The organism is Hymenobacter qilianensis, from assembly GCF_014638675.1.
Lineage (GTDB): Bacteria > Bacteroidota > Bacteroidia > Cytophagales > Hymenobacteraceae > Hymenobacter > Hymenobacter qilianensis.
The window spans coordinates 32,345-52,913 of the sequence record NZ_BMFN01000007.1 but is presented as its reverse complement, the minus strand read 5'-3'; the positions used below and the strand labels follow the sequence as shown (position 1 = coordinate 52,913).

15 protein-coding genes and 1 pseudogene are annotated in these 20,569 nt (G+C 52.7%); 9 read left to right on the top strand and 7 right to left on the bottom strand.

The window, feature by feature from the left end; translation table 11 throughout:
- Positions 1 to 12 precede the first annotated feature (12 nt).
- Together IEW06_RS20350 and IEW06_RS20345 are read right to left on the bottom strand one after the other, a co-directional pair.
- Positions 13 to 387 (bottom strand): hypothetical protein, encoded by a 375-nt coding sequence (locus IEW06_RS20350; RefSeq protein WP_187734670.1) that lies wholly within the window; start codon positions 385 to 387, stop codon positions 13 to 15.
- A 152-nt stretch (positions 388 to 539) separates the two neighbouring features.
- Complete coding sequence (locus IEW06_RS20345; RefSeq protein WP_187734669.1) at positions 540 to 1,214, bottom strand: hypothetical protein; 675 nt, start codon at positions 1,212 to 1,214, stop codon at positions 540 to 542.
- A 373-nt stretch (positions 1,215 to 1,587) separates the two neighbouring features.
- Here IEW06_RS20345 and IEW06_RS20340 point away from each other — a divergent pair, with 373 nt between their 5' ends.
- From IEW06_RS20340 to IEW06_RS20325, 4 genes are all read left to right on the top strand, one after another.
- Positions 1,588 to 1,983 (top strand): hypothetical protein, encoded by a 396-nt coding sequence (locus IEW06_RS20340; RefSeq protein WP_187734668.1) that lies wholly within the window; start codon positions 1,588 to 1,590, stop codon positions 1,981 to 1,983.
- A gap of 68 nt (positions 1,984 to 2,051) precedes the next feature.
- Entirely contained in the window at positions 2,052 to 4,712 is a 2,661-nt protein-coding gene (locus tag IEW06_RS20335; protein ID WP_188548859.1) for a toprim domain-containing protein, read from the top strand.
- Between the two features lie 585 nt (positions 4,713 to 5,297).
- Positions 5,298 to 6,320 (top strand): ArdC family protein, encoded by a 1,023-nt coding sequence (locus IEW06_RS20330; protein ID WP_188548858.1) that lies wholly within the window; start codon positions 5,298 to 5,300, stop codon positions 6,318 to 6,320.
- 110 nt (positions 6,321 to 6,430) lie between these two features.
- The gene (locus IEW06_RS20325) at positions 6,431 to 6,736 is read left to right on the top strand and encodes a hypothetical protein (RefSeq protein WP_187734663.1); all 306 of its coding nucleotides are present in this window, start codon (positions 6,431 to 6,433) and stop codon (positions 6,734 to 6,736) included.
- Between the two features lie 255 nt (positions 6,737 to 6,991).
- Here IEW06_RS20325 and IEW06_RS20320 read toward each other — a convergent pair whose 3' ends face one another.
- The 4 genes from IEW06_RS20320 to IEW06_RS20305 form a co-directional block, all read right to left on the bottom strand.
- On the bottom strand, positions 6,992 to 7,936 hold the full coding sequence (locus tag IEW06_RS20320) for a replication initiation protein (RefSeq protein WP_223285049.1): 945 nt from the start codon (positions 7,934 to 7,936) through the stop codon (positions 6,992 to 6,994).
- A 661-nt stretch (positions 7,937 to 8,597) separates the two neighbouring features.
- Positions 8,598 to 8,945, bottom strand: coding sequence for a hypothetical protein (locus tag IEW06_RS20315; RefSeq protein WP_187734662.1), 348 nt, complete (start codon positions 8,943 to 8,945; stop codon positions 8,598 to 8,600).
- 40 nt (positions 8,946 to 8,985) lie between these two features.
- Entirely contained in the window at positions 8,986 to 9,279 is a 294-nt protein-coding gene (locus IEW06_RS20310) for a type II toxin-antitoxin system HigB family toxin (RefSeq protein WP_187734661.1), read from the bottom strand.
- Positions 9,280 to 10,070: 791 nt separating this feature from the next.
- Positions 10,071 to 10,859 carry a ParA family protein gene (locus IEW06_RS20305; protein WP_187734660.1) on the bottom strand — a complete coding sequence of 263 codons (789 nt, stop codon included), beginning with the start codon at positions 10,857 to 10,859 and terminating at the stop codon, positions 10,071 to 10,073.
- An 888-nt stretch (positions 10,860 to 11,747) separates the two neighbouring features.
- Between IEW06_RS20305 and IEW06_RS20300 the strand changes: the two genes are divergently transcribed.
- The 4 genes from IEW06_RS20300 to IEW06_RS20285 all read left to right on the top strand — a co-directional run bounded on the left by IEW06_RS20300 (position 11,748) and on the right by IEW06_RS20285 (position 16,948).
- Positions 11,748 to 12,269, top strand: a complete 522-nt coding sequence (locus IEW06_RS20300; protein ID WP_188548857.1) for a BfmA/BtgA family mobilization protein — start codon at positions 11,748 to 11,750, stop codon at positions 12,267 to 12,269.
- 10 nt (positions 12,270 to 12,279) lie between these two features.
- A complete protein-coding gene (locus IEW06_RS20295) occupies positions 12,280 to 13,299 on the top strand; it encodes a DUF5712 family protein (protein WP_187734658.1) in 1,020 nt (339 codons plus the stop codon).
- A gap of 30 nt (positions 13,300 to 13,329) precedes the next feature.
- Positions 13,330 to 15,612 carry a type IV secretory system conjugative DNA transfer family protein gene (locus IEW06_RS20290; protein ID WP_188548856.1) on the top strand — a complete coding sequence of 761 codons (2,283 nt, stop codon included), beginning with the start codon at positions 13,330 to 13,332 and terminating at the stop codon, positions 15,610 to 15,612.
- 862 nt (positions 15,613 to 16,474) lie between these two features.
- Positions 16,475 to 16,948 (top strand): hypothetical protein, encoded by a 474-nt coding sequence (locus IEW06_RS20285; RefSeq protein WP_187734656.1) that lies wholly within the window; start codon positions 16,475 to 16,477, stop codon positions 16,946 to 16,948.
- On the opposite strand, the pseudogene IEW06_RS20900 reads toward IEW06_RS20285, so the two are convergent.
- A pseudogene (locus IEW06_RS20900) lies at positions 16,941 to 17,126 on the bottom strand (DUF4113 domain-containing protein). The gene IEW06_RS20285 and the pseudogene IEW06_RS20900 overlap by 8 nt on opposite strands.
- Before the next feature lie 79 nt (positions 17,127 to 17,205).
- On the opposite strand from IEW06_RS20900, the gene IEW06_RS20275 reads away from it, so the two are divergent.
- The gene (locus tag IEW06_RS20275; protein WP_223285048.1) at positions 17,206 to 20,556 is read left to right on the top strand and encodes a class I SAM-dependent DNA methyltransferase; all 3,351 of its coding nucleotides are present in this window, start codon (positions 17,206 to 17,208) and stop codon (positions 20,554 to 20,556) included.
- Positions 20,557 to 20,569: the final 13 nt, after the last annotated feature.

The window sequence follows — 20,569 nt, the reverse complement described above, 5'->3', positions numbered from 1 at the left end:
GGCACTACTTTCCTAGCGTACCCCACCTTGTCCCCCACCGACAGCCCCGACGAGGTCGTCTTTGAAGAGTTGGAAGCCAAACCAGAGGATAACGGCACCTACGAGCCAGCCCAGCGAACCCAGCGCATCCGGGGCACCACGCATGAACTTTAGCACCACAACGACCAGAAACACGATAAGACCGATAGCGAATACTACCTGCACGATACCCAGTACTGTTTCTTGCACTCCTTCTAGTGCGGCTTGCGCACCCTGTGCAAAGGCAGCCCGATTGGTCAGCGCCAGGGCTGATAGTAAAGCGAAAGCGCGGCGTTCCGCTTTAGAAGGTTGGTAGGCTTTACCAGCAACAGCCAGCTTGTTAGCCAAGGAAAGAGATTTGGTAAACATGGGAAGGAGAATTGGTGGTTAGTAGATGAAAACCGCAGGGTGCTTAACTCCCTATAAGCAGGTTAGAAAGGGGCGTATTCTTGACTTTTGAGTAAAGCCTTAGCAAAGAGTTATAGGATTGATAATCAGGGGGGCTTATGTCCCGGGAAGCACTATTTTTTCTCCGCTAGCAGGGAGGTGAGAATATTCTTTTGCCCGGCTGATTGAAGTTGTCTGGCGGCACGTTGGCGCTTGCGTAACTCGACCTCAGCCGCCCGATTATTTGTATCGTTCTTGGTTGGGGCAGCCGCAGCCGCCCCCAGCGGATTATCATAAACTGCATCCGGAACTGCCTCATCTTCCGCAGCCGACGCCGTAGCAGGTACTATATCTGAATTGAGGGTGTCTAATACTGAATCTGTTGCATTCGCGGCTGGTGGGCGCCTACCGGGTGCTTTGGTTTCATCTATTGCTGCATTTGTAATGCTGGTAGTAGCTGCGGCAGGTCTAGTAGTTGGTTGTGTAGCAGCTTCGGCCAATTCACGCCGTTCAGCTTCTTCGGCTTCCAGGCGTTCAACTTCTTCTTGAATCTCCTTTTGTTGTTTTTGTAAGAAATCCTCTTCCGGCATCAGCTGAGAAAGAGCGCCACTTTCAGTTAGTGGGGAAGCAACAGGAGTAGGTAAGGACGGCGCAGGGCGATAATGGAAGTTCTTTATTGACTTATGATTGCTAGTAGCTGTGAAAACCTCTTTTTTCTCTTTTTGAGCGCTTTTAAAGCGCCATACTAGTAGCCCAATAAGAGCAACAGCAGGGGCCAGAACCAGCGCTACAAATAAGACAGGTGACATAATAGGCTGCTAACGGCCTTAGTTCACCTAAACTTATAAAATAATTATAAACAAATTATAAAGAAAGTATAAAATTATTTTCTTCGTTGAAAGAGTGCAATAGTAAGTTATACAATAGTTGTTAAAAGCTTATAATTTTATTTTCATTTTTTAATCGGACTAAATCTACTGGGATTATATATTTGCTCTCACCCAGCTTTCTCAACGAAAGTTTTGCCTGGTATTTTAGGTTGTATTATAGCGGGATAGGTTGACAAGCAGGGTATGCTTGGTTTGGAGGACAAGCAAGGGATTCGTGTATTTGTAAATTCAGTATATACAATATCACGCCCTAAAGGCCCACTTTTACGGCCTGCAAACACACCTCCCAGCCATGTACTCAGAAGACAACACCATTCCCCCTTTAGGAGAGCCTGATCTAGACCTAACCATTACTTATGAGGATGGACTACGATACGCCGCCTACCGACTAAAAATGTTTGGTAGAGGAGAACTGAAACCGTTTTGTGACGCGCGGGGCTTGCCTTACACCACCCTTGTAAACCTTAAAAACGGCAACCTTAAAACTGAAGAAATACGCCTTGTCCTACGCTTGCTTCGCCACCTTGATGTTCCGGTTGAACTCACTAGGATAGCACCGGATAGCAACATTCACCGCTTCGTATTCCCGAACCGGGAGCTCCTCGACAAATTCCAAGCAACCCTCAAATGCTTTGATGGGGGCGTTTCTCCGCTGGAAAAGAGCAAGCACGAACAATCTAAATCTTGACCGGATAGCTCCCGCGTGTCCTTCGTTCAGAGCTACTGGTTTACATCTCACCAGTCAGCTGCCTACCTATGAACGCTCCAAGAGGGAATGACCCCAACGAGCTTGACCAATTCAAGCGCGACATTGACTTAGTTGACTACGCCCAGCGCCACGGGTACCAAGTACAGAAGGAAGGAAGGAGAGGCGATTGGCACCAGTTGGAGAAGGAAGGAGAGGTATTAATTATTAGTCGAAAAGGTGACCATCAGGTGTACCTCAATACCGGCGACGACCGTGACAAAGGCAGCGTAATTGATTTTGCCAAAACCAGAGGAGGTGATGGGCACGGCTTGAACTTAGGCCAGGTGCGGCTGGAGCTACGCGAGTACCTAAATGATGGAGCCGCACTGGCCCGCCAATATGCCCCCGCGCCCACAGTAGCGCGGCTTAATGCCTTGCCAGTGAGCGACCCCAACCACGAGCGTCAGGTGGAGGAGGATCGCAAAACACGCCTGATTGCGGAAGTTTTAGGAGTAAAAAAAGAGCTAACCGACCGTAGCTATCTGCATGGCCGGGGTATCGAAGATAAGACCCTCGATAACCCGGCCTTTCAGGGCCGCATCTTCACGGCGCAACAAAATGGGCATAAGAACACGGCGTTTCCTCTTTACAACGAGCAGGGATTAGCCAGTGTCGAGCAGAAGAACGAGAACTATAAAAACTTGCTCCCATTGCCTAAAAACGGCGTTTGGGTTTCCCATCCGACAGAGGGCAAGGATACCAAAGTAGAGCGAATAGTAGTAAGTGAATCAGCCATTGATTCGCTTTCCCATTATCAGCTCAAACACGAGCAAGACCAGAAAAACACCATGTACATTGCGACCAGTGGCACCCCTACGGAAGCACAGGTAGCCTTGATTCAGCGGGTCATTGACAAGCAGGAACCCAAGGAGATAGTACTGGCCAACGACCGCGACGCGGGAGGCCGACAATTCAACATGAACTACCTGAACGAGCTGCACCCAGCCCGTCCCTTAGCACCTATTGCTGACCAGGAAGCCTACAAAGAGGCCAGCCGCCCGGTAGAGTGGCACGCGACCAGTGACAAATACCACACGGCCCTGAAAGTGACGTATCATCACGACAGCACTGAGCAGGGCGCCCCCCAGGTGCAGCAACTCACCGACCGGATAGCCAGGATGAACAGCGTCCAGGAAAGCGGACCGACAATCGATCTGGAGGTGCAGCGCAGCACCGAGCGCGAGACAGTACTACGCTTGTCAGTGGCTAAGGCGGATACCGCACAACTCGAGGTAATCAGCCACGAGCTATACCGGCAGCGGGAGCAGCTACGGCCTGAGCAGGAGCGCCAGCAAGAACCATTCATCCGGGTAGACTATCCGCTGGCCAAGGATTATAACCGCGATGTAGAATTGACCCTTCAAGGGCTAAACGCGGAACAAATCCGCGCCCAGGGCCAGCGGGAGGAACTGGAACGCGCCGCCGAGCGTCAGCAGCGCCAGGAGCAAGAGCAGCAGCAGCGCCTAGAGCAGCAACGCTTGCAGGCCGAGCACCAGGCCGAGCAAAACCGCCATGATATTGACGAGAAACAGCGTCAGCAAAAAGATTGGCAAGAAAAGGAGCGCCAGGAGAATACTCCCGAAGCCCAGCAGCGCCGCCAAGAGCAAGACCGCCAGCTCAGCGAGGCAATAGCAGCATCAGCGGTAACTAGTGCCGCCACCGAGCAGTCAGGCGCCGCGTTCCGCTCCTACCGCACCGAGCAGGAAGCCGCCGAGCATACCGCGCAGTTTGTAGCGGCCAAGGATGCCGGCTTGATATTGCTCAAGGAGTACATTAACGATAACCCCCCGCCAACGGGCCGTAAGGTTGATGAAGCGGAGGTACAGGAAATCCGGGACCGGGCCAAGTTCGCTGCGATAAGCCCCGCCCCTACCCTACCTGTAGGGGAGGAGAAAACGGCAACGTGGAAGATTGATGAGCTGGTAGCTAATACCACCGGACGCGCTGAGGCCTGGAAGCAAGTGCTCGACCAGTCGGGCTACTCGATGCAGACCAGCGAAATCCGCAGCACGGTTGATGCGCAGGGCATACGTCGGGCTGAATTCGATATGAACTACCGGAACGACCAGCCCGATATTGCCATCATTCACGCCGTCATAACTAATACCAATGCGCGAGCTGAGGGCGGGCAGGAAATGTATATTGGAGTTAAGATTGTGGAATCTGAGGCCGACCGCGCTACTCGTCAAGTAGCCGCCGAAGCCGCCGCCATTCAGCCGCACAACCGCGATCGCAGCCAGGACATAGCCGCCAAACCCGCAGCAGCTGTTACTCTCGAAGTTGCCCGCACTGAACGGGCTGAAACCCCACCCCGTGCCGTAGTAGATGGGGTGGAAAAACAAGCTATTGTGAAGGTTGAGGAAGTAGAGCCAAAGGCCGGCGTACGTGGCCAAGCCGAAGCGGTAAAAAGTGCTATTAATGCCAGTGGCGCTAAAACGGGCGAGATTCTAAGTATTATCGACGAGCAAGGTATCAGGCACTCTGAAATGAAGGTGTCGTACCGTACCGATCAGCCCGAAATTGCTAAGGTGAGCAACACGCTTGACGCGGTGGCTAGACAGAGTGGTAACCATGTGATAGAGCATAGCAGCGACCGCGCCGAGCGCCGCGAAATCGGCAAGGGCTACGAAATGGCCCAGCCCCAACACAGTCAAGAAATCACCCGGTAGTCGGACGCTTCGCACCCGACTACCGCGCCGGAAACGGCGTTACCCATGACGCTAAATAAAAAGCCGCCCCGGAATCCGGGGCGGCTTTTTATTGTGGTTAGACAGAGACCAGAGACATCTTTTTCCCCACTGCCCTCTTTTTGCTGTTTTCAGACCCGTAAGGGTACATTTTTAAGAGCAGCAGCTGTCCCAAAGACAGCAAAAAAGCAATAGTGGAAGCTAAATAAGAGGTTTTATTAGTCAATAAATCGGTGGAGTACCCAGTTGGGCGTGCTCCCAGGGCCGCTGTTTAGGGCTATGGCTTCGGTCCTCGGGAACAAACTCCTACCCTCCTTCTCGCGACGTTCAGGCCGAAAGCAAGCCTGCTGACTCACTTTAATATAGTTCGATTACAGGCTTGCTTTCAGCTACAAACACCGATTGGGGCAGTGGGGAAGAAAGTCTGGTAGAATGGGGCAAGGGCCTAATAAAAGACAGTAAAAATAAATGTATTTTATACAAACATAAATGTAAAAAATGCAACAACGAATGAGCTTTTTACGTTTAATAGATATAGTCAATAAACAGATATACAGGCTCTTAGCTATGAAAAAGAACAGTAAGACTGCCACTACGAAAGCAACTGCCAAAGCTGCTACTACCAACCATCCCGACGTGTACCAGATTGTAACTGATCGGATTATCGCAGCCCTTGAAGGCGGTATTATTCCGTGGCGCAAGCCGTGGAACGCTGTTTACGGGTTGCCCCGTAACTATGCCACCGGCCGCGTTTACAGTGGTATCAACCTGTTTTTGCTGCATTTCAGTGGTGCCTTACCCTTCTTTATGACGTTTAAGCAGGCGCTTGCGTTGGGCGGCAATGTTCGCAAGGGTGCCAAAGGTCACCATGTAATCTACTACAGCATTGCCAAGCGCGAAAACAAGGAAACCGGAAAAGAGGAAAAAATGCCCTTTTTGAAGTATTACACCGTGTTTTCGGTGGAAGATATAGAAGGCATTGAGTTTAAGCTGCCCGAAGTAAAGACCTACGGTTTTACCCCCAGCGAGGTAGCCGAGGGCATTGTAGGAGCATGGGAGAGCAAGCCTGCCATTCAGCACTTGCACCAGCGCGCCTACTACTCGCCCATGATGGATATTGTGAATATGCCAAAGCCGGAGACGTTCACCACGTCGGAAGGTTACTATCAAACCTTATTCCACGAGCTGACCCACAGCACCGGCCACAAGTCCCGCCTTGACCGCGCCGAACTGACCGCTGGCGAAGGCAAGCAGAGCACCAGCTACGCCCGTGAGGAGCTAATCGCCGAAATGGGTGCATCATTCCTGAGCGCCGCCGCAGGCATTGCCACCGAGCAGACCGAGCAGAACGCGGTAGCTTATATTCAAAACTGGCTGGATCTGCTTAAAAACGACAAAAAGCTAGTAGTACAGGCCGCCAGCAAAGCCCAGCGCGCCGCTGAGATGATACTAGGCCACACTGAGGAGCCGGAAGATGAGGAGCAGCCCCCAACCGCCACCGAGCGGCCCGCAGCCGAACTGGCCGCGCCGGAGCTGGACGACACCGACCGCGAATTTATGGCAGCAGAAAAAAGCTGGTTGGCTGAGTAGCCACCGGCTAGGGGGTAGCAGCTCACGAGCTACTACCCCCTAGTCCTAGATTGCCCCTAACGTCTTAAAACGCTACTTTAGCACCTACCTACACTCCTAGTTCTTTCGATATGTCAGCCGCCCCAGCCACCGCCGCCGTTTCTTTTACCATCCAGCAGGGGAAAGGCACCTTGACGATTGAAGCAGCTACGCTGGCCGAGTTGGTAGACGCGGCCCCACTAACGAAGAAGGAGTTAGGTAAGAAGCTCAAGCTGAACCCGCGTACGTTCGACACACGCCGGCAGCAGCCAGGCACCCTAACCCAAGACGAGCTACATGCACTGGCCAACGCGCTAGGAGTGCCGTACCTTGATATTGCCCGGCTGATTTACGAGCAGCGAGAGTCCGAGCGGGCGCAGGAACCGGCATCAGAGTAGCCCCAGCAGGCCGGAAAGGGCATTATTGAACAAATAGGGGAAGCCTCCGACTTTGCTGTTTAAACAAAGGGTTTATACTCACCTGATCGGCAGCGGGGTACACGTTAGCCTAGTTATGGAAATACTAGGTCAACCTGGGTCTGTAGCTATTAGCGGAAAGTTTCCACCTTCAGATGAACTGCTAATGCTCTGATTTTCAATATATCTTTGGTCGTTTCCCCAAACGAATTAAGGTCCCCATTCAAGCTTTGCACATCACCGCAGGCCGCAGATTTTCAAAAATAGCCCACCGGGGTTTTTGGTCGCCTTCACCTTCTCCGTTTTGAGCTGATAGGTGAACTTGAAAAGCTGGTCCAGATGCTTGGTGTCTCCGAGGATGGTGGCCACCAGATGCGGCTGGGTGATGCCCAGTGTTTCCAGATGCTGACGCGCGGTGAAGGCGCGGGCATCCTCGGCCGGTTGCTCGAAGGGAATAGGCAGCTGCTGGGGCTGCTGGCGGGCAATGGTGAAGCGTACCGCGTCATAGGCCCTCCCCTTCTTGAGCAGTTGGTAGTCAATCTTGAGGTCGGTATGCTCGCTGACTTGGCGTACGGCGATGTCGAGCACCCGGGCCTTGAGCTGGCTGATGTTTTGAAACAGTTCCGGCTCCTTGCCCTTGGGGTCCTTCAGGTGCAGCATCTGCTTGAGCTCGTCCAGCGGGTAGGTGCGCGTGGTGGCCTTGTCTTTCCACTGGCTAACGAGCTGGTAAATGCGCTTGGCGTACTTGCTGCTTAACTTTAGGGCCGAGTGCAGCTGGTAGGAGGTGAAGTTTTCCTTGAGGTTGAACAGAAAAGGTCGGATGGGGGCGGCCAACTGAATCTGCAGGCAACCTTTACCCTTGATGTACTCTACCCGCTGAAACATCCACAGCTGCTGGTAGGTCCGCTCGTTTTCTACCTCGAACATGCGCGAGCCCATATCGGCCGTAGCTTCACGCAACTGCTGGTAATTCCACTGCCGCCCGGTCAGGGCTTCTACGTCCTTGACGTAAATCGTGTACTCCTGATCCGGCGCGTCATCCCGCCGCAGGCGGGAGAGCAGGTAGAAGAAGATGTCCAGTTGGCAGGCCGTGTAGTCGTAGCGCGCCTGGGTGATAGCGTTGTGCTGGCGCACAACGGGGGTGGGCTCCACCACGGTTAAGGCAGTTACAACAGGCTCCATAGACTCGGGGTACGTAGCAAGATATAAAGCAAATGTAGTTAACCAAGTATTAAAAAACCACAGTGGTAGTTATACGTGGTTTTTAACTTATAAAACGTGAGAGTTTAACTTATAAAACGTGGTTTTGAACTTATAAAAAGTGGTTTAAAAGGTATAAAACGTGGTTTTTCGCTTATAAAACGTGGTTTTATACCTTTATATACTATTGATTATCAGCGAGTTATGAACCCTACAAATAGACAAGTAATAACAAATACTCACAAACTTGTTGATACCCACTCTAAAAAAAGCTTTTAGAGTAGTGGTTCGAGCTGGGCGGTGGGGCAAACAAAAAACAACAAAAAGAAAGCACAAAATAAGCCTAACCACAGGGATTGCACTTTACCATGTAGAAGTTATGCTTTACTTATTTAAAACCACGTTTTATAAGTTGTCTCAGTTTCTCTAGCATCTCCGGTAATCAGCAGTGGCAAAACACTTTTTATACTCCCAGTAGACTTATTAACGGTGATCAAACAGCGTTTGCTGACTTTATACAAGAGTGAAAAACCACGTTTTATAAGTCGCTAGCCCCACCTTTATCTCCCAACTAGCACGTTTTATAAGCAAAAAATCGGCGCGACAGTGGCAGTAAAAGGGCCTTTCTGCCTAGTCTAAGCCGTTAAGCGGCTTCCAGGATAAAGTCAGCGGGGATGCCCAAGCGCTTGTAGAGGCGCTTAGCCAAGTCCAGATTGATGCGCCGGCCCTGGAGCACGTCGCTCAGGCGTGAGGCCGGGATATCCAGCAGGGCCGCTAAGTTTTTCTTGTTGAGCTTGCGCCGGTACATCTCCAGTTCCAGGCGGCCCACTAGGGTTTGAGGCTCGGGCAGTTCGTAGCCCTGGGTCTTCTCGTAGGCACTGATGGCGTCGCGCAACGCGAGCATGGGTGCCAGATCGGTGGGTTCCTTGTCCATCCAGGCCGTGAACTGGTCCAGGGCCTGGTGGTAGTCGGCTTGGGAGCGAATGTCCATGAGGAGGAAGCTTATAAAACGTGAGAGAAACGGTGCGAGCTCAAACGGTGTCGGCGTCGATGCGGTCGTACTGCTGGTGGGTGCCCACAAAGCGGATGAACACGGTACGGGTCGCGAAGTGCAGCCGCGCCACCAAGCGGTAATTATTGCCCCGGATGTTGAACACGTAGCGCCCGTCCCGGGTGTACTCGGCCGTGTTATAATCTCGAATCACGTCCGCGTGCCGGGCCCAGTCGCTTTCCTGCACAAAGGCGTACCAGGCACTGAGCGCCTCTTTCGCATCGGGGTGCTGTTCCCAAAACTCCCGTAGCGGCTTCTGGGAAATGATGACCATGCCCAAAGATATGGGCAGAATTCTGAAATTGATAATTTTCTCCTAGAATCTGTAATTGCTTATTTTAGAAATTAGTTCACCAGATAGGTCGCCTCTCCCCTACCCTATCGCCGTTAAGCGCAAAAGCAGCTCCGGAAGGAGCTGCCCTTGGTTTGGCGCGTTGTAGCGCCGAATTAAAAATAAGTTGTGTCGGCGACCAAACCGACCCTACTTCTAACCAGTGCTGCAAATTACATGCTTTGTGTTATTTGCTTGGTAGTTTTCCCTGTTTTCGTAAGTGCGCTTCGTAGTGATGATGAGCTGCTTCTATGTACGTCTGAATGTTATGGGGCACATCCTGTATACCCGCAAGTTGAGCCACTACTAGCTTAATCTCAAGCCAACTTGGTTCGGGCACTTTTAGTGAACGGAGCGCGACCGGAGCCGTCGCAGTGGGAACCGCAGGCTTGCGACCACGCCGACTAGGAGCAGTCGGGGCCGCTTGTTGAGGAGTTGACTCAATCGAGGCCACGGCAGGTTCTACCGCTGTCGGTTCGGTAGGCGCAAGAGTAGTGACTACCGTCGGCGCAGTTGCAGCCTCAGACGCAGTAGGTTGGGTTGGAGCAGCGGCAGACTCTGACTCTGTGGCCAACGGAGTTGCTGGCTGGGTTAAGGTCGCAGCGGGCGCTAAAGGTTCGCTGGCTTGTTTGGTTTTTTCACCATCCATACCAGCGCGGGCGGCGGCTCTATCCGCCTCAGAAACAGGAATACGCCCACGAGGAGCTTTTGGGACGAAGGGAGCGGGCATGGCCTTATTCAGTTACAGTGGTAGATGATACGCCGCGTTCGTCAGTTTCTGTAGCAATAGCCACCGAAGCTGCTTTGTGATTCGGTAAGTCCAGGCGTTCTATCAGCTCGTCACACACACGGCGTATTTCGTCGGAGCTTTCCTTGGTCCCACCAGCATAAGCGCGGAAGCCAGGGGTAAGCAGACTGTGCAAAGTAGATGCCCGCGAGTAGGCCACGCGGTTACTTAGAAAGGAGTTAAAGCGTGAGAGGCTCAGCCCGTCTATATACTCATCCATTTCTTTTTCTTCTCTACGGCCCGCAATCCGCTTCGTAGCTAAGCCGAAGTAATCAAAGGGAAGGCCCGCATCGTTCGCTGCTTTCTTGATGCTAGCCAGAATCGTCATAAACTCGGCAGTAGAAGCACGGTCTAGCTGATCTGACACGAGTGGCACAATAACAGCGTCACAGCCAGTGAGAGCATTAAAAACATCGTCTCCATCAGCGCGGCCCGGTACGTCAATGATGATTAAGTCGTAGTCGTTTTCCGGGTTGTCGGTGAAATCAAAGATTTTATCCAGTGGCAGGGCGAACACATCATAAGGATATTTGGCCGATGGATCTGCCTGTTGCATAGCAGCCAAGCTAGGGGCATCAATCTGGTTCCGGGTTTTGACAATGCTTTGCTGATAGTCACAATCCAGAATAGCGATTTTCAAGCCGTACTCAGTAGCCAAAGGAGCAGCCAAGACAAGGGCCAAAGTCGACTTACCGGAACCACCTTTTTGGGTAGCGAAGCTGATAATTTTTGACATAGTTTCTACTGATTAGAAGGGTTGGGTAAACACTCCTGACTGGTCAGGTAGAGGGTGAGCCAAATGTAAGTAGAAAAAGATAAAAGTAGCATAGAGTAAAAAGGTAAAATAATAAAAGTAGAAATTTATAAAAACATAATTATATAATAATAGAAAAGTAGAAATTATAATATTGAGTTCAGGGGAATCACTAGTATAAAAAGGGAAAAGTAGAATAAAGGAATTGTAGAATAGTAGAAACATAAGTACAAGTAATGTTAGTCATTCAAACCCGTATAAGTAGAAAAAGAGAAAAGTAGAAACAATTAGTAAGCAATTAAGGAAAGGTAGAAAAGTAGAAAAAGGGAAATTAGAAGGACGATAACTCTAATAAGCTTTAACGTTTGAAGGTAGAAAAGTAGAAAAAGGGAAATCTATTTAGTGAAGATAGTATTGATTCGTAAGCGAACTTGAGTAGTAGAAAAGTAGAAAAAAATAAAATAAATATAATGCGGTACATACAGGTAGGTAGGATCAATCTATATAGAGTAAGAACAATGCTACAGGAGTGTATTTATAGGGTTTAAGAGGGGTAGTTGAAGTTAGAAGAAGATTGATAGGGGAGGCACAATGGGAGTTAATTTTAATTATAAATTAGTTATAAATTAGTTAATATTCGTAGTTTCAGCTCTAGGACACTAACCTTACAACCACAGCCGACTAACCCTATCCCCAACCGCTATAAAGACAGATAGAAACTTCTTAGCAAGAAGAGTAACACAATATCAAGACTAAAGTATTGACATTGTGTTACTTAAATTTCAGCATAGCTGAAATCTGTATAATAAACATCATAATCTATTGATTAACAGGATAGTTTTAACCTAATAACGACTGAACGAACGATCCATGCCAACAAACCCCGGAATTAAGAGTGTCGCTATTCCCAATGCGGCACACCACCTAATGAGTAAGGAGGCCAAGCGGTTGAAGTTGAGCCAAGCTGATTATACCGCCGCAGCCGTTAGCTACTTTGCACAGCGCGGTCTCAATCCTGCCGAGACGGAGAGTCGGGAAGGTCAGCTAATCATGCAGCAAGTGAAGAAGCTAGGCGACCGAGTATTTAGCTATATGCAGGTACAGGAACGGAGTGTATTAATTCCGATGCTCGATGAAATGCTACGCAGCCGGATAACACTTGAGCGCGTGCTACGCATGAATGAGATACTGGTAAATAACCTAAGTACCGGACTGCAACAGCTTAGCGAAGCCCAACTAAAACAGCAGCGCGAGGCACTATTGAAACTGCGGAAGCAGAACGAGGAGATGATAGAAGCGCAGGTGCGGGAGGCAGTAGCGAGCAGTAAAATACAGCAGGGGCAGACACAGCAAGCGGGGGCAGTTGGGGAGAAAAGCGCCGCAAACTACTAGCAAAAGAGCCATGTACGTTAAGCTAATTAATCCCGTCACGCACGGAAAAGCAGCTTACAATAACACCGGCAGCAGTGCGCAAACACTGAATTACTTGAAGCAAGAAGCAGAGAAAGAAGGGCAGGAAGCTTCGTTTTTCGGTGCTGAGAAAGACGCTCAAACAGCCGCCGAAGTGATGCAGGATATTGATAATAATGTGAAGGGACTGCGCGCTACGGAGGCCAAATTTTACTCGTTAGTTATCAGCCCCAGCACCGATGAGCTATCCCACATTGGTAACAGCGAGAAGAAATTGAAGGAGTACACCCGCGAGGTGATGGAGCAATACGCTAGCAATTTCAAGCTGAAAGATGGACGCACTTTGGACAGTGAGAATCTTGTTTGGGCGGCGACCATCCACCATGATAGGAGCTACCGAGGCACTGACCCAGAGGTGGAAGCAGGGAGCGCCAAAGTAGGGGAGAAGCGACCCGGTTTACAGACCCACGTTCACATCATTGTTAGTGCCCGCGATACCGAGCAAAAGATAACTCTGAACCCAGGTGGCAGGCGGGACAGATTTAACCTGACGGAGTGGCAAAAAGAGGCAGGCAAACAGTTTGAAAAACAGTTTGGCTACACCGCCCAGGAGCGCGAAAAAGTGCAAACCAAGTTGAGGGATAGCAGCCGCGATACAGCCCGCGCCGCCAAGATTATGGAGCGAGTGGACCGCATCAATCTACTAGTGCCCAAAGAGCAGAAGCTAGACCCGCAGCGCGTACAGCAGCTAGCCGAGAAGCGCGAGTATGATAAGACGTTTTACCGATCGATAGCCACGGTAGAACGCCGGGCGGAGGCTGGAATACCGATTGATAACGCCTACCATCTACTGACCACGGGCAGAGAGCAGCCCCAGCCGCAGCAAGTCACTACAGCTGCTTTACGAGCCGTGCAGCAGGCCCTACGGTCGGGCCAAGGGCAGGACGAGAAGACCGAGACTATAGCTGAGAAGAAGGGCCGTAACCGCGATGAATTGGATATTGAAATGTAGTGATATGCCCCACCATAGCCTACCCTCAACATGATTAGTCAATCCACTAAACCAGCCAGCGGCCCGGTTAACGTCGGGCAACTCTTTGCCCTTTTGATTCTGCTTCTTATAGGAGGAGAGTATTATACCTTGCTTAAGAGCGATGAGGTAGCCGCCGCCAGGGCCGTGCAGCTCACGCCGGCTAGCGAGGTAGCTGAACTGACCCCCAAGGAGAAGTTAGCCGCCCGGATAGCTGTTATTAAGGAGAGGCAGCGCCAGCGCAAACTTGCCAAAGCGCAGATGCAAGCTGAGGCAGCAGGAACGCCTAGTATTCCTACCCATGCTACGGAGCAGACGCTTACTACTAGGGTATCCAGCGCGCAGGCCGTAACCAAGGCCGGACAGAGCATCAAGGGTAAGCTATTAGTCAGGGCCGCGAAGTTCTACGGCTCAGCCGGCATCCTCTTACGCGGGCTATTGGTAGTAGCCAGCCTTGTACTCGTATTCGTGCAGAAAACGCCCGCAGAGGAACCGGGAACACCGAAGCATAAGAAGATAGACCCCAAAGCGCGGCAAGTCATTACAGCGATTTGCTTGGGTATGCTGCTACTCGGAGCGTACCTGCTACTCACTATCCATACGTTCACTCCGGGCTTTATTACGTTTGGTTATCCAGCTGCCGCTGCCGCCGTGCTGGCCAGTGGTGGTATAGCTGGTTTCCTGTGGGCTGGTGCCAAGCGGCCTGCCTTCGGGCTGACGACAGAGCGTAAAAAAGTAGTTAAAGAAGATGCTGTTTATCTTCCTACCAGTGATGGCGGCTGGATTACCATAGCCAACCCGTACCGGGGCGTTATGGTACTGGGTGGCGCAGGAGCCGGCAAGACCTACTCGATAGGGGAGCCCTTGATCATCCAGTTTGCTAAGCGTAACTTTTCGGGCCTCATCTATGACTTTAAGTTTCCAGTGCTGGCAGAGGTTGCCCAGAAAGCTATCGTAGTGGCTGACCGTTACAAACAGGCTGAGAAGGAGAAAGCGGCCAAGCTAGCGGCTAGCCCATGGGGCAAGCTGCAAGCGAAGCTATACGCGAAGGAGCCAGTAAGGGAGGAGCCACCCGTACAGCTACACATCATCAACTTCCGTGACCTTACGCGCAGTGAGCGCGTGAATCCGATACGCGCACTCGATATGCCCGTGGTTGCGTTTGCCGAGGAGTACAGCCGGGCCATTATCAATAATCTAAATCCATCCAGCATTAAAAAGATGGAGTTCTTTGATACCAGCGCCGTAGCTTATTTAACGGCCATTATGTGGTTTTACAAGAAGCACTATCCAGCGTATTGCACCATTCCCCACGTCGTAGCTACAGCTATGCATAAGGACTACCGCCACGTCCTGAGTATGCTGGAAACCGACCTAGAAAGCGGTGATCAGGCCCGTAGCCTTATTTCAGCGGTAGAAACCAAAGCGGACAAACAAGTGGGAGCGATACTGGGCACCTTGCAGGTAAACCTAACCCGCATCAATAGCCCCGAAGTGGTTTGGGTACTGACACCGGATGAAGAAAACGGGGAAGGTTTCTCGTTGGATCTAAATAACCGGGTGGCGCCGAAGCTACTTTGCATTGGCAACGACCCGACCCTAAAAGAAACGTTTTCCCCGGTCGTAAGCTGCCTTATCACCGTGGCGATTAAGCTTATGAATCAGCAGGACAAGCACCGCTCCTACGTGTTCCTGGATGAAGCGGCCACGATGTACGTGCCTGGTCTGGAAACGCTGCCGGCGACAGCGCGAAGCAATAAGGTTGCTACTATCTACATGACACAGGGTTTCCCGCAGATGACGGATCTGTACGGCAAGGATAAAATGAATGTGATGGTAGACAACCTGAACAATCAGTTTTATGGCAAGACAAACTCGCTGGAAACGGCTAAGTTTATTTCCGAGCTGGTCGGGCGAGAGGACCGGGAAATGACCAGCACCAGCACCGGCACCAGCCAGGGCGGCAGCGGCCACCGCAACCGATCAACCAACCAGAATACCAGCCTTCAGGAGCGCCACTTGGTTCGGGTGCAGGATACCGTAGGATTGCAGCAGGGAGAGTTTATTGGTCAAACCGTGGAAACCGCGCAGACTTTCTTTAAAGGAACTATTGCCCGGAACGACGTAACAGCAGAGCGTTTTCCTTTGCATCCGTTTGCAACATTTAGTGCCGAAGGGTTAGACCCCGCCGCCGCCCTAAGTCAGACGGTGATGGAGAACTTTCTACGGGTGCGCAAGGAGGCCAACGACATAATTGCCACCTATCCCAATACCTTCGCCGGAGCCAACCAATAAAGTATTTTACGCGCACATTTTCACCTCGCAGCCCATTCAGGCCGGAGGGCTAGTGATACAGGGCTTGAATGAAAACGGTGAGGAATTAAATGCAATTCGCTGGCAGGGAATAGCCAAGTATAGTAACGTATCCCCCCATATTGACGGTATTAATCTGGATAACGTTGACAAGGTTCCTATACGGCAGACCGCGTGTTTAACCTGAGCAGCAATAAGACGTTAGGCGAGCTAGAGGTTGCAGCTGATAAACTTTCGGAACTGGCCTACTCAGTAGCGAAACCATATAGATGTAGGCAATGACAGTAGCGGCATAGAACGCTATCCATCATCTAACAGTAAAACCCATGCAAAAAGACGAGCTAGCTTTCCTAGAAGATATGTTTGCTGCCACGGAGCTGCTAGAGTGCGCGACGTGTGGTGAGGCAACATTACACGCCCACGAGGAAGTATTAGAAGTGTACACAGTCGGCACGAAACTAAGAATGCAGTGTACCTGCTGTCAAACGTCCCGGTCATGGATAGATTGGACGCCACCACAGACTAAGGCCAACCTCCACTAACACCAGAAACCCCGCCAGCATCGGGGTTTTTATTCGCCTAACCGACCACGCAGCTAACAAAAGGCCCCTGTTAATCTTAAAGGCCCATGCAAGTGCGAAGCAGAACGTTTTAAGGTGTATCTACTAGTTATTGGGATGCATTAGAGCTTTCCATGATCATAAGAAGCAGAGTCCTAGCAGATATACACTTTACTTGCAGCCTTGATTTCTATATGAGCCTTATTTACCCTAGCCTATTAAGGCCAAATTCGACCGAAGCCTTAACCATCAGCGGCCATATTTTAACGGTTCCTAAAGTTGAATTGCAGCTTCGACGTTGGGAGGGAACCCCCCTAAGCAACACGTTCGGCAATAAGCCCCTCATCTATTTTGGGGGCCAGCCTGTTTTTGCCGAGGTATGCATCTATGAGTTACTACGTCTTTCCGGTTGGCAGGCCCGATGGGTAGAAACCTACGGAGCTGGGGCAATGACACCCAATCATTTTACCCGCTGGGCTGATGCCGGTTTGGCCGGGCAGCAGCACGAGCCCATTACCGACCCTACGATGCTGACCTTATTGCATCAGATTGCCCAGGCCAACGGCAATACCTATGCGGGCTGTTGGGATGTAGTTGGCTGGCAGGGGGAGACTGTTTTATTTGCCGAATTGAAACGCCATAAAAAAGACCGTATCCGGCCGACTCAGCCGCGCTGGCTGGAAGCGGGCTTGCAGTTGGGCTTGCAGCCCGATAACTTTCTGCTAGTGGAGTGGGATTTTACGATACTTCCTAGTTAACCAACATCAACTCTTCTAGCCGGGTAGTGAACGCAGGCGAGCGCCATTGGGCTTTCCCCTGCCAGGGAGGAGGCATTTTACCGCTCGTAGTAGCCTAGTAGTTAGGAACCGGAACCGTCGTAACAATTTGCACCGTTCCGCGCCCGAAACGCTGATTTAAAGCGTCGAGGCTGGGCATTAGCCCGGCCGCATAGAAACCTTTGGCGGTACTGTTGACAAAATATGCCCCGCTACTTGGAAAGGGCTTATTTTGCATCGTGCATTATACCGACTTTGAAACCCGCTGGCTGAAATCAGGCGGCGCGGAGCGGGCTAACTACGGCCTGTTTCTGCAAGACCTCTGCGACTTACTCGGCGTACCGCGCCCCGATCCTACTACTGATAACCCTGCCCAAGATGCGTACGTGTTGGAGCGGGCTGTGACGTTTGAGGACGGGGGGGGCAAGCAGACCACCGGCCGAATAGACTTGTATAAGCGAGGCTGTTTCGTGTTGGAAACCAAACAGGGCACGAACAGCCCCGACGAGCAGGCCGCCGCTGAGAAAGCGCAGCTAGGCTTGCCCGCCGAGAAGCGCCGCAAAGGCCACGCCGTGCGCGGCACGGCCAAATGGGAGCAGATGATGAAGGCGGCCCAGCAGCAGGCGCTGCGCTACGTCCGGGCCCTGCCGGCCTCGGAGCCACGCCCACCGTTCGTGGTCGTGGTGGACGTGGGGCACTGCGTGGACGTGTACAGCAACTTTGCCGGCGTGGGGGATACCTACGTGCCCTTTCCGGATGCCGCGCATTCCCGCTTCTACCTGCCAGCGCTGGCCCAGCCCGCGCTCCGGGCGCAGCTGCAGCTGCTCTTTACGGATCCGCAGCAGCTCGACCCCGGCCGCCGCGCCGCCCAGGTGACGCGCCAACTCGCCGGCTACCTGGCCGGGCTGAGCACCCAGCTGGAAAAAGCGGGTCACCCCTCCGACGTGGTGGCGCAGTTTCTGATGCGCTGCCTGTTCACCATGTTTGCCGAGGACGTGCAGCTGATTCCCGCCGATTCATTCAAAGGGCTGCTGGCCACGTACGCGGAAACCGAAGAATCGCGGGGCTACCTGCCCGACGCGCTGCAAGGCTTGTGGACTGTGATGGACAAAGGCGGCTTTTCCCCCGAGCTACGGACCAAGCTCCGGCGCTTTAACGGCCACCTATTCCACGATGCGAAGGCATTGCCCCTGAACGCGGACCAAATAAAATTGCTGGAACTCGCCGCTGAGGCTAACTGGACGGAAGTGGAGCCGGCCATCTTCGGCACCCTGCTGGAGCGGGCCCTAGACCCGTCCGAGCGCCATAGCTTGGGCGCACACTATACGCCCCGGCGCTACGTCGAGAGGTTGGTATTGCCCACTGTCATTGAACCGCTCCGCCGCGAGTGGGCCGCCGCGCAGGCGGCCAGCGCCACCCGTTTGGACGAAGGCAAGGGCAACAAGGCCGTGGCTGACGCCCGCGAGGAAGTGCTGAAATTCCTGCGCCGGCTCACATCGGTGAAGATTCTGGACCCGGCGTGTGGGTCAGGCAACTTCCTGTACGTGACGCTGGAGCATCTCAAGCGCCTGGAAGGCGAGGTGCTGACGACGCTGGCGAAGCTTGGCGGCTCTGGGCGCTTAGATTTGGGCGACGGCACTACCGTTAGCCCCCGGCAGCTGCTCGGAATGGAATTGAACCCCCGCGCTGCGGCCATTGCCGACGTGGTATTGCGCATCGGCTACTTGCAGTGGCACTTGCGGTCCCACGGTCTCACGCAACTGGCGGAGCCATTACTTGATAACTATCAGAATATCAAGCAGCAGGATGCCGTGTTAGGGCACAACGAGGATTACAGCATGACGTGGCCCGCTGAGTGGCCCGCGGCGGACTTTATTGTGGGTAACCCACCGTTTGTGGGTGACAAGGCCATGCGGCGGGCGCTGGGTGACGGTTACGTAGATGCCTTGCGGAAGACCTACAAAGGCAAAGTAGACGAATCGGCCGACCTAGTCATGTATTGGTGGGAACGGGCGGCCGATGTGACCCGCCTGGGCCACACGGAAGCGTTTGGATTTATTACCACCAACTCCATCACTCAAACGTTCAACCGCCGCCTTATTCAGCGACACCTGGCGGCCTCGCCGCCGCTGTCGCTCACTTTTGCCATTCCCGACCACCCGTGGGTCGATAGCGCCGACGGTGCGGCCGTGCGCATTGCCATGAGCGTAGGACGTGCCGGTACGCACACGGGCAAGGTCGCGTCGGTGATGCGTGAAACTGCAACAAAAGATGACGATGCTCCCACGGTGGAACTGGCGGAAGCCGATGGGGTCATCAACGCGGATTTCACGACCGGAGCCGATGTGGCGGCGGCACAGGCCCTCAAATCTAATGAAGGTATTTCCAGCAACGGCATGATGCTGGCAGGTGCTGGCTTCATTGTCACCGAGACCCAGGCTCACGCATTGGGGTTGGGCACAGTCTCCGGTCTGGAAACGCGAATTCGGCCGTACCGCAACGGTAAAGACCTTACCGCCCGGCCCCGGGGCGTGTACTTGGTAGACTTATTCGGCCTTACTGAAGCCGAGGCAATTCGCGAATATCCGGCGGTGTACCAGCACTTATATATCCACGTCAAGCCTGAACGCGACCATAACAACCGCAAGAAGCTCAAAGAAATCTGGTGGCAATTTGGTGAGACCCGCAAGGGTCTACGTTTGGCCTTGCACGGACTACCGCGCTACATTGCCACGGCCGAAACAGCGAAGCACCGCATTTTTCAATTCTTGGATGCTGGCATAGCACCTGACCACATGCTTGTAGCACTGGCCCTCGACGATGCTTTCCATTTGGGTGTGTTATCAAGCAGAATGCACCGCACCTGGGCTTTGGCTGCCGGGGGAAGGATGGGGATGGGTAATGACCCTCGCTATAACAGCTCCCGTTGCCTACTGCCTTTCCCGTTCCCCACGGCAACGGACGCCCAAAAAGCCCACATTCGCGAATTAGCCGAGGACCTTGATACCCACCGAAAGCGCCAGCAGGCACAATACCCTAACCTTGCGCTCACCGACCTCTACAACGTGATGGAAAAACTGCGGAGTGGCCAGGCACTCACGGCTAAAGAGCAGACGACCCACGAGCAGGGCTTGGCGGCCGTGGTGCTCAGTCTGCATCAGCAGCTTGATGCTGCCGTAGCTGATGCCTACGGCTGGCCCGCAACACTAAGCGACGCTGAGCTTCTGACGCGCTTGGTACAATTGAATCAGCAGCGGGCGGCCGAAGAAGCGGATGGTACTGTGCGATACTTGAGGCCCGAATACCAGGCGCCCGGCCAGCTACAGAGCACTATGGCCTTACCGACTATGGTAGTAGCTGCAGCCGATGTAGTCACAGGTGAGACACAACCGTGGCCAACTGAATTGGCACAGCAGATGTTCGCCGTGCGTGCCATCGTCCAGCAAGCAGCTGGCGAGGCCCTGAGCAGCGCCCAGGTAGCGGCCCGGTTTCGGCGCACCAAGGCCGACAAGGTGAAGCCCCTACTCGACACGCTGGCCATGATGTCGCTAGTGCGCCACTTGGAACCGGAAGATACATACGCTGCTTAAATCAACCCTTTCG

Coding starts and splice junctions, on each gene's coding strand:
- IEW06_RS20350 (WP_187734670.1), bottom strand. CDS start 387: ATGTTTACCAAATCTCTTTCCTTGGCTAACAAGCTGGCTGTTGCTGGT.
- IEW06_RS20345 (WP_187734669.1), bottom strand. CDS start 1,214: ATGTCACCTGTCTTATTTGTAGCGCTGGTTCTGGCCCCTGCTGTTGCT.
- IEW06_RS20340 (WP_187734668.1), top strand. CDS start 1,588: ATGTACTCAGAAGACAACACCATTCCCCCTTTAGGAGAGCCTGATCTA.
- IEW06_RS20335 (WP_188548859.1), top strand. CDS start 2,052: ATGAACGCTCCAAGAGGGAATGACCCCAACGAGCTTGACCAATTCAAG.
- IEW06_RS20330 (WP_188548858.1), top strand. CDS start 5,298: ATGAAAAAGAACAGTAAGACTGCCACTACGAAAGCAACTGCCAAAGCT.
- IEW06_RS20325 (WP_187734663.1), top strand. CDS start 6,431: ATGTCAGCCGCCCCAGCCACCGCCGCCGTTTCTTTTACCATCCAGCAG.
- IEW06_RS20320 (WP_223285049.1), bottom strand. CDS start 7,936: ATGGAGCCTGTTGTAACTGCCTTAACCGTGGTGGAGCCCACCCCCGTT.
- IEW06_RS20315 (WP_187734662.1), bottom strand. CDS start 8,945: ATGGACATTCGCTCCCAAGCCGACTACCACCAGGCCCTGGACCAGTTC.
- IEW06_RS20310 (WP_187734661.1), bottom strand. CDS start 9,279: ATGGTCATCATTTCCCAGAAGCCGCTACGGGAGTTTTGGGAACAGCAC.
- IEW06_RS20305 (WP_187734660.1), bottom strand. CDS start 10,859: ATGTCAAAAATTATCAGCTTCGCTACCCAAAAAGGTGGTTCCGGTAAG.
- IEW06_RS20300 (WP_188548857.1), top strand. CDS start 11,748: ATGCCAACAAACCCCGGAATTAAGAGTGTCGCTATTCCCAATGCGGCA.
- IEW06_RS20295 (WP_187734658.1), top strand. CDS start 12,280: ATGTACGTTAAGCTAATTAATCCCGTCACGCACGGAAAAGCAGCTTAC.
- IEW06_RS20290 (WP_188548856.1), top strand. CDS start 13,330: ATGATTAGTCAATCCACTAAACCAGCCAGCGGCCCGGTTAACGTCGGG.